Below are 8,032 nucleotides of genomic sequence, written 5' to 3' on the forward strand. Positions count from 1 at the left end.
GCCTCCCACTCTCCGGGGTTTGTTACACCGCCGTTGGCTTGCTTGGGTGTGGGCTCCCGGGGGTGCGGTGCCCCGTTTTGTCGGGCGTGCACGGGGGGGGGGGGCGCCGCAGGGCGCCCCCCCCGCTCTCACCCGAGACCACCCTATGAGGCTCACCCCTACGAGACTCACCCCTAGGGGACTCTCCCGGACGAGACGCACCTGAACCTGAGGGGCAGCTCAGGAGGACCGTGAGCGCAGGCCCTCCAACAAGATGTCCAGCAGCCGCGCCGAGGCCGCCGCCTGCTGAGCCGGGTCGGGCAACGAGGGCGCCGCCGTCGCGATGACCAGCAGCACGTCCGACACGGACACGTCGGCGCGCAGTTCGCCCGCCGACCGCGCCCGCTCCACCAGTCGGCCCACCACTTCGAGCAGCGCCGCTGCCCCGGCATCGTCCACCGAGCCCGTGGCGCCGCCCTCCGGGACGAGCCGCAGTTCGCCGCCGCCCGGCTGGGTCCGCTGCTGCGGCACCCGCGTCGCGCCGGCCGGCGCCACCTCGGCGTCGTCCTCCGCCACCCCGACGCGCAGCACCTGCGGCGGCAGCAACCGCCCCGCGCCGGACGCCACGGACGTGCGCAGGAAGCGCGACAGCGCCGACCACGGCTCGTCCTCCTGGCCGAGCGCCGCCCGCGCCTGGTCGGTCAGCCGGGAGGTCTCCTCCTCGGCTATCCGGCGCACCAGGACGTCCTTGCTCGGAAAACGCCGGTACACGGTGCCGACCCCGACCCGCGCGCGCCGCGCCACGTCCTCCATCGGCGCGCCGTAGCCCAGCTCGCCGAAGACCTCGCGCGCCGCCCGCAGTACATGTTCCAGATTGCGCTGTGCGTCCACGCGCAGCGGTGCCGTCCGCGCGCTGTCACCTCGTCCGCCGCCCATCGCGGCGCCGATCGCGCCACCTGGTGCGAGAGCCGACGCCGTCGACCAATGCGAGTTCTGAATGGCCATGAATGTTCCCCCGGTAATGACGTCTCCCCCCGGAGACTCTCCCCGCGATCGAAATGCCGGGGCATGGAACACACAGGGGACGGCCTCCGTGGACCCGCCCGTCGCAGACCCGCAGAGCGCTTCCCCCTGACACCCCGTCGACACACGAACATAGTTGAGTGGGAGTCAATTCAGAAGGGGCACGTTCCGCACGGAGCGCCCCCCGATCGGAGTACGGGTCGCATACATCCCGATTGCGCCCCTTCCCGCACCCCGGCGCACACCATCTGACCTGCGCACCTGTCCTGTGCTCCGGGGTTTCGGCCAACCGCGGGCCCGCGCGACTCGCGGTCACACAAATTGTCGGGGCTGTGGACAAACTCCCGTGACCGGTGCGTCATGGGATGGTGAAGGAACGTGCGCGCATTCTCGTTGTCGGCGGTGGCTACGTCGGGATGTACACGGCCCTGCGGCTCCAGCGGAACCTCAGAGGGGAACTCGGCCGGGGCGAGGCAGAGATCACGGTCGTCACACCCGACCCGTACATGACCTACCAACCCTTCCTGCCCGAGGCGGCCGCGGGCTCCATCTCCCCTCGGCACGTCGTCGTGCCGCTGCGCCGCGTCCTGCCCCACTGCCGGGTCGTGGTCGGCGAGGTCACCGCCGTCCACCACGCCGAACGCACCGCCACCCTCACCACCCTCGCCACCGACGAAGAGGGCGCCGGCCCCCAGCAGCTGACGTACGACGAACTCGTCCTCGCACCCGGTTCGATCTCCCGCACGCTGCCCATCCCCGGCCTCGCCGACTACGCCATCGGCTTCAAGACCGTCGAGGAGGCCATCGGGCTGCGCAACCACGTCATCGAGCAGATGGACATCGCCTCCTCCACCCGCGACCCCGCCATCCGCGACGCCGCCCTCACCTTCGTCTTCGTCGGCGGCGGCTACGCGGGCGTGGAAGCGCTCGGCGAGCTGGAGGACATGGCCCGGTACACCACGCGCTACTACCACAACGTCCAGCCCGAGGACCTGAAGTGGATCCTCGTCGAGGCCTCCGACCGGATCCTGCCCGAAGTCGGGGCCGACCTGGGCCGTTACACCGTCAGCGAACTGCGCCGCCGCAACATCGACGTACGCCTGAACACCCGCCTGGAGTCCTGCGCCGCCCGCGTCGCCGTCCTCAGCGACGGCTCCCGCTTCCCAACCCGCACGGTCGTGTGGACCGCCGGGGTCAAACCCCACCCGCTCCTCGCCGCCACCGACCTGCCGCTCACCGAACGAGGCCGGCTGAAATGCACCCCCGAGCTGACCCTCGACGGGGCCGCCCACGCGTGGGCGGCCGGAGACGCCGCGGCCGTCCCCGACGTCACGGCCGACGAGCCCGGCAGCGAGACCGCCCCCAACGCCCAGCACGCCGTCCGCCAGGCCAAGGTGCTCGCCGACAACCTCGCGCGCTCCCTGCGCGGCGAGCCCCTGCGCACCTACTCCCACAAGTACGTCGGCTCGGTGGCCTCACTCGGCCTGCACAAAGGCGTCGCGCACGTCTACGGGCGCAAGCTCAAGGGCTACCCCGCCTGGTTCATGCACCGCGCCTACCACCTCAGCCGCGTGCCCACGTTCAACCGCAAGGCCCGCGTGTTCGCCGAATGGACCCTCTCCGGACTCTTCAAACGGGAGATCGTCTCCCTCGGATCACTCGAACATCCCCGCGCGGAGTTCGAACTCGCTGCCGGTGGAAAGGCTTCTGACGAGTCTTCCGGCGACCCGAAGGGGTCGTCCTGACCGATCCAGGAACTCCGCCGACCGCCCCCACGTCTGACGAATGTCGGCCCGGACGGCGGCCACACTGCCAGACTGCTCCTGCTCCCTGCTCCTAGCCCTTTTCGAGCCCCTTTTCGAGCCCTCTTCCGCGCCGGGGCGGCCACCACCCGCACCCGCCAGACCCACGCGAGGCCGCCCCACGTGCTCCCCAGCCCGGGTGCTGTAACAATGTGCGGCCACCGCCGCGCGGCCCCCGGAGCCCAGGCCGGGACCGGAGCCGGCCGACGACGACTACACGAGGCAAGGATTCGTGAACTTCACGCGCTGGAGCGCCCGGCTCCCCGGAACGCAGCGCCGCGCCGCCGCGCGAGCCGAGCACCCGGTCACCACCACGGACCGACGGAGCGAGGGCTCCGTGCCGGCGGCCCGCGCCGAACAACACGCCGACGAGCCGCCCCCGGTGCCCGCCGTCGACGAACTCCAGGTCCGTGAGGTCCTCGACCGCGTCCCGGCCCTCGTCGCCCTCGTCCACGGCCCCGACCACCGCCTCGCCTACGTCAACGACGCCTACACGGCCGCCTTCGGCGCACGCCGCTGCGGCGAGCCGGCCGCGGACGCCCTCCCCGAACTCCGCGACCTCGGCCTCCTGCCCCTCCTCGACCAGGCGCTGCGCAGCGGCAAGCCCCGCACCCTGAAGTCCCGCAAGGCTCCCGACGGCCGCTCCTACACCTTCACCTGCACCCCGGGCGCCGAGGACAACGGCAAGGGCGCCGTCCTGATCTTCGCCACCGACGTCACCGACCACGCCGAGGCCGCCGAACGTCTCAGAACCAGCGAACGCCGCCAGCGCGAGACCGCCGTCACCCTCCAGCGCTCCCTGCTGCCCCAGGAGCTCGAAGAGCCCGACGACCTGCGCATCGCCGCCACCTACCAGCCCGGCGGCACCGAGGCCGCGGTCGGCGGCGACTGGTACGACGTCATCACCCTCGGCGGCGGCCGCACCGCCCTCGTCATCGGCGACGTCATGGGCCGGGGCGTCCGCGCGGCCGCCGTGATGGGCCAGCTCCGCACGGCGGTCAGGGCGTACGCCCGTCTCGACCTGCCCCCGCACGAGGTCCTGCAGCTCCTCGACGGCCTCGCCGCGGAGATCGACGCCAACCAGATCGCCACCTGCGTGTACGCCATCCACGACCCCAACGAGGGCCGTCTGGTGTACGCCTCGGCGGGCCACCTGCCCATCCTCGTCCGCGACGACAGCGGCACCGTCCTGCGCGCCGACGAGCCCACCGGCCCGCCGCTCGGCACCGGCGGCTGGATGCACGCCTCCGGCTCGATCCCCCTCGGCCCCGGCTCGACCGCCGTCCTCTACACCGACGGCCTCGTGGAGCGCAGGAACGAGGACCTCGACGAAGGCATCGCCGCCCTGGAGCGCGCCCTGGCCGGCGCCACCGGCACCCCCCAGGTCGTCTGCGACCGCCTGGTCCGCTCGGCCGGCGTCACCGCCGACCACGACGACGACGTCGCCGTTCTCGTCCTGCAGCACCCGGCCCGCACCGGCCCCGACGGCGAGCTGTTCCGCAACGCGGCCCTGGAGCTCCTCGGCGGGGTGGAGGCCGCCCCACGCGCGCGTGCCTTCGCCTCCGGCGTCCTGACCAGCTGGCGCTTTCCGGCCGACCTGCACGACCTCGGCGTCCTCGCCGCGAGCGAACTCGTCGCCAACTCGCTCCAGCACGGCGTCCCGCCCATGCGGCTGCGCCTGCGGCGCACCGACCGCCGCCTGATCATCGAGGTAACCGACGGCGACGACCACCTCCCGCGCCGTCGCCGCGCGGAACCGGGCGACGAGTCCGGCCGGGGCATCGCCATCGTCGCCACCATCGCCTCGAACTGGGGCAGCAGACGCACCCCGGGCGGTGGAAAGGCCGTGTGGTGCGAGTTCGTCCTGCCGAAACCGGCCGACTGACAGCAGGCCGGGAAAAGCCCCGAACTCCTCTTCCCCGCGCGCGGCACCTAGGCGAACCCGTTCCCCGGTGCTAGTGACTCCCCATGGCAGACGCAACGGGCTTCGACCTCAAGGGAAGCGCTCCCGAGCGCTACGAACACTATGTCGCGCCCCTCATGGCGCCCTTCGTCACCGCACTCGTGGACGCCGTGGACCTCTACCCCGGCGCCACCGTCCTCGACCTGGCCTGCGGCACGGGCTTCGCGGCACGCGCCGCGGCCGCCCAGGCCGGCCCCGCCGGCCGGGTCGCCGGCGCGGACGTCAACGAGAGCATGCTCAAGATCGCCGTGGCATGCCACCCGCGCCTCTACCCGGACATCGAGTTCACCCCCGCCCGCGCCGACGACCTCCCCTACCCCGACGCCGTCTTCGACGCCGTCCTCTGTCAGCAGGGCGCCCAGTTCTTCCCCGACCTCGACGCCGCCCTGGTGGAGGCGGCCCGGGTCACCCGCCCCGGCGGCCGCTTCGCCGCCACGGTCTGGGCCCGGCTGGACGACTCCCCATACTTCCTGGCCCAGCTCCACGCCCTCGAACAGTTCGACGGCCCGGAGGCGGGCGCGACCTTCCGGGCCGCCTTCGGCGCCGCGGACCGCCTGACCGCCGCCCTCGACCGCGCCGGATTCCACTCCACGACCAGCCGCGACCTCACCTTCGCCATCGACCTCCCCCCTCTGGAGGACTACGTCGCCGGCCACCTCTCCGCGATCCCCTGGGGCCGGTCGCTCCTCGACTCCGGAGGCGAGGAAGCCCTCGACCGTGCCGCCGAGACGATCCGCGCCCACCTCCCCGCATCGACGACGACGTTCCCGTTCACGGCGACCCTGGTGACCGCGACCCGCTGACCGCGCCGCAGCCCGCCGCGCACAGAAACGAAGGACGCAGAGAGGCGGCCGTCGTTCTCAGGAACGACGGCCGCCTCACCACACCTCCACAGGGGCCGGGACAGCCCCGCCCCGGCCCGGAAGGCCGCAGACCTCAGGCCTCCGCCGCCACCGGCTCCACAGCGGCCCCGCCCCGGGCCACCACCCGGTTCCGCACCAGCCACGGCTGATCCTGGACGGCGGTCAGCCGCCGCCCGAGCCGCAGCGCGAGGTAGGTGATCCCGAGCGAGAACAGCAGGAACGTCACGATGTACGGCGCGGGCAGCGAGGCCCCCAGCGGTCCGCCCACCGCCGGCCCGACCGCCAACGCCAACTGCTTCACCAGGGCGAACGCCGAGTTGTACTGACCCGCCAGCCCGGCCGGCGCGAGATCCGCCACCAGCGGCGCGACCGTCGGCGACAGCATCGCCTCGCCCAGCCCGAACAGCGCGTACGTCGACACGAACGCGGCCGTCGCCATCGCCTGACTGCCGTGCCCGAGCCCGGCGCACCCGGCCACGACCCACGCCACGGCCCAGATCAGCCCCACAGCCGCGATCACCCGCGAGCGCTTCTGCCGCTCGACGAACTTCAGCACGGCGAACTGGGCGACCACGATCATCGCCGTGTTGGCCGCCAGCGCGGTCCCGAGCGCGGACGTCGAGATCCCGGCCGCCTCGACCCCGTAAGCGCTCAGTCCCGACTCGAACTGCCCGTAGCAGGCGAAGAACAGCACGAACCCGAGCACGCACAGCTGCACCATCGCCCGGTTCGCGACCAACTGCCGCCAGCCGCCCCCTGCGGACTGCGGGACGTCCCCCACACGCGGAGCGTGCGGCAGCCGCACCGTCGACATCACCCCGGCCAGCAGCAGGAACATCGCCGCCTCGATGGCGAACAGCAGCGTGAAGGACGACACGCGCGTGGTGTCGACGAGGTGCCCGCCGATCAGACCGCCCACGCCGAGCCCCAGGTTCTGCAGGAAGAACTGCGTCGCGAACGCACGCGAGCGGGTCTCCGAGGTCGAGCTGTCCACGATCATCGTCGCCAGCGCCGGCTGCATCACGGCCTGCCCGGCCCCGAGCGCGGCCGCGGCGGCAAGGACGGCGGTGGCGTCAGCGGCGAGCCCCAGGCCCACAGCGCCCAGCGCGGCGGTGACGAGGGCGGCGAGCAGGACCGGCAGGGGACCGCGCCGCACGATCGCCCGGCCCGCGAACGGCAGCACGATCAGCGCGGCCACGGCGAACACGGCGAGGACGAGCCCCGCCGTCATGGCTCCCAGTCCCCGCACCTGCGCCACATAGACGTACAGGTAGGGGACGGTGAAGCCCAGTCCGAACGCGCTGAGTGCGTTGCCCACGTGGATCCGGCGCATCGCCGCGCCCATCTCCCTGGTCACGTTCACCTCTCTCAGTCGGTGCCGTCGGCACCTCGGGATGCTTCTACCGCCTCAGTACTTAGGAGCGAAGACTTCGAAGCTAAAGTTCGAGGTTGAACAGTACACCTCGAAGCACTTCAAGGCGAATGAGCTCCGTGCGATACTTCGCCCATGGGCGACACTCCCGGCACGACCGGCACCGGCCTCGGCGGCGAGCCGACCCTGGAAGAGCAGATCGCCGCCTACCAGCGCGAGTTCCAGGACCTGGACCCGCAGGTCGAGAAGATCGTCTCGGCGCTCTCCCGCCTCAATCGCCGCATGAACGTCGCGTACGGCCGTCAGACCGCCGACCTCGGCATCAGCAACGCCGAGTGGGAGGTCCTCAAGGCCCTCGTGCTCTCCGGCGCCCCTTATCGCCTCGGTCCCAGCGAACTGGCCAAGCGTCTTGGCCTGACGCCGGCGGCGATGACGCACCGGATCGACCGCATGACCGCCGAGGGACTGGTGACCCGTGAGCGGGACGAGTCCAACCGGGTCAGGGTGATCGTGGAGCTGACGCCCGAGGGCAGGGAGAAGTGGCTGCGGGCCATGCGCATGGCGACGGTCTTCGAAGAGGACCTCTTGCAGGACCTCACCGCCGACGAGCGCACGACCCTCGGCGAGGTCCTGACCAGGCTTCTTCGCAGGGTGGAGCACGCGCAGCCGGACGCCGGCGGCCGACTCAGCGACCTCGACTGACCCGCCGTAAAAGATCTTGACAGCGGGCGCTTGACACCCCTCCACGGGGCCAGTAGAGTTCTTCGGGTTGCCAGGGGGCCGTAACGGTTCTTCGGCAGCACCTCCGCCGCAGCAGCGGCACAACCAAACCACAGCAAGATCTCCCAGCAGGGTTGTATTTCGGCGTGCCCGAATTCAATTCGAATAGGGGGCGGCAGCTCGATTAGGAACTGCCGAACGGATCCGCTAAGGTTTGAGACGTCGGAACGGCCCAACAGCCGGGAAGACAACCCACTCTGACTGGGAATCAGCGCCGAAAGGATCTGATAGAGTCGGAACCGCCGGAAAG

Annotated in this window: 6 protein-coding genes; 4 read left to right on the forward strand and 2 right to left on the reverse strand. The window is 71.8% G+C overall.

The features are described from left to right. Positions 1–219: 219 nt before the first annotated feature. Complete coding sequence (locus tag ACFVYK_RS37205; protein ID WP_389781165.1) at positions 220–984, reverse strand: TetR/AcrR family transcriptional regulator; 765 nt, start codon at positions 982–984, stop codon at positions 220–222. 383 nt (positions 985–1,367) lie between these two features. Between ACFVYK_RS37205 and ACFVYK_RS37210 the strand changes: the two genes are divergently transcribed. The 3 genes from ACFVYK_RS37210 (at position 1,368) to ACFVYK_RS37220 (ending at position 5,570) form a co-directional block, all read left to right on the forward strand. Further along, positions 1,368–2,747: an NAD(P)/FAD-dependent oxidoreductase gene (locus ACFVYK_RS37210; RefSeq protein WP_389781166.1), complete on the forward strand. Its 1,380-nt coding sequence runs from the start codon at positions 1,368–1,370 to the stop codon at positions 2,745–2,747. Positions 2,748–3,036: 289 nt separating this feature from the next. Continuing rightward, complete coding sequence (locus ACFVYK_RS37215) at positions 3,037–4,689, forward strand: SpoIIE family protein phosphatase (protein WP_389781167.1); 1,653 nt, start codon at positions 3,037–3,039, stop codon at positions 4,687–4,689. Between the two features lie 83 nt (positions 4,690–4,772). Continuing rightward, positions 4,773–5,570 (forward strand): class I SAM-dependent methyltransferase, encoded by a 798-nt coding sequence (locus ACFVYK_RS37220; protein WP_389781168.1) that lies wholly within the window; start codon positions 4,773–4,775, stop codon positions 5,568–5,570. A gap of 133 nt (positions 5,571–5,703) precedes the next feature. Here ACFVYK_RS37220 and ACFVYK_RS37225 read toward each other — a convergent pair whose 3' ends face one another. Continuing rightward, on the reverse strand, positions 5,704–6,993 hold the full coding sequence (locus ACFVYK_RS37225) for an MFS transporter (RefSeq protein ID WP_389781169.1): 1,290 nt from the start codon (positions 6,991–6,993) through the stop codon (positions 5,704–5,706). Between the two features lie 144 nt (positions 6,994–7,137). On the opposite strand from ACFVYK_RS37225, the gene ACFVYK_RS37230 reads away from it, so the two are divergent. Continuing rightward, the gene (locus ACFVYK_RS37230) at positions 7,138–7,704 is read left to right on the forward strand and encodes a MarR family winged helix-turn-helix transcriptional regulator (RefSeq protein WP_389781170.1); all 567 of its coding nucleotides are present in this window, start codon (positions 7,138–7,140) and stop codon (positions 7,702–7,704) included. Positions 7,705–8,032 lie beyond the last annotated feature (328 nt).

The organism is Streptomyces sp. NPDC058291 (genome assembly GCF_042880855.1).
Lineage (GTDB): Bacteria > Actinomycetota > Actinomycetes > Streptomycetales > Streptomycetaceae > Streptomyces.